Source organism: bacterium CG_4_10_14_0_2_um_filter_33_32, from assembly GCA_002792735.1.
In the GTDB taxonomy this organism is placed as follows: Bacteria; Patescibacteriota; CPR2_A; order CG2-30-33-46; family CG2-30-33-46; genus CG2-30-33-46.
Genome location: PFOW01000039.1, coordinates 1 through 1,019 on the forward strand (window position 1 = coordinate 1; position 1,019 = coordinate 1,019).

Annotated in this window: 1 protein-coding gene; it reads left to right on the forward strand. The window is 34.4% G+C overall.

Features of this window, described 5'->3' with window-relative positions; translation table 11 throughout:
* A partial coding sequence (locus COX95_02565; protein ID PIZ85977.1) for a site-specific DNA-methyltransferase occupies nt 1-1,019 on the forward strand: 1,019 nt, incomplete at both ends.

Sequence of the window (1,019 nt, forward strand, 5' to 3'; positions counted from 1 at the left end):
TGAAAATCGTTTGAAACTTGCCAAAGATTGGCTGGATAAAAAGGGAAGCATTTTTGTGCGGTGCGACTACAATGGGAATTGGATTGTGAGGTGTTTGATGGATGAAATTTTAGAAAATGAGAATTTTAAGAATGAGATAATAATTAGTAGAATAAGCAAACAAGACCCAAAAGTTAAAAAATTTAATACTGCAACCGATTCATTGTTTTTTTACTCTAAGACCGATGTTTTTCAATTCAATCTTTTATTCAAGAAATTAGCAAAAGCCAAAACAGAAAGATGGCATGCAATGGATTCCCAAGGACAAGGACAACCCCTTTATATTTTTGGACATATGCTTACCCCACCAAATGGGCGGCACTGGACATACGGACAAGAGAATATAAAACAAATGGAGAATGAAGAAAGGATAAGATTAAAATGTAGAAAATGTGGTTATATTCACATATCAGGTTTTTGGAAAGAATGTCCAAGTTGTAAAAATAAAGATGATGTTAAGGTAGAATACCTGTTAGCTCCAACAGACATAAAACAAATTGATTCAAATTGGACAGATATTTCCGGTTATACTTCTAATTGGGATTTTCAAACCGAAAATTCTGAAATACTGCTTAAAAGGGTAATTGAAACGAGTTCTAACGCTGGGGATTTTGTTTATGACTTTTTCCTTGGTTCCGGTACAACAACAGCAGTAGCACACAAACTCGGCAGAAAATGGATTGGCGTGGAAATGGGAGAGCATTTTTATGATGTAGTTTTACCAAGAATGAAAAAAGTTTTAGCTTATGATAAGTCAGGCATTTCAAAAGAAGTTAAAGAATATCAAGGTGGCGGGTTTTTCAAGTATTACGAACTTGAGCAATACGAAGAGACGCTGGCAAACTGCAAATACGAAGAAAGCGATTTGTTTAATTCGCCATCCAAAACTCCGTATCAGGAATATGTTTTTATGAAAGATGAGAAAATGCTCAAAGTACTGGAGATTGACTACGAAAAAGATAAAGTCAAAGTTGATTTAA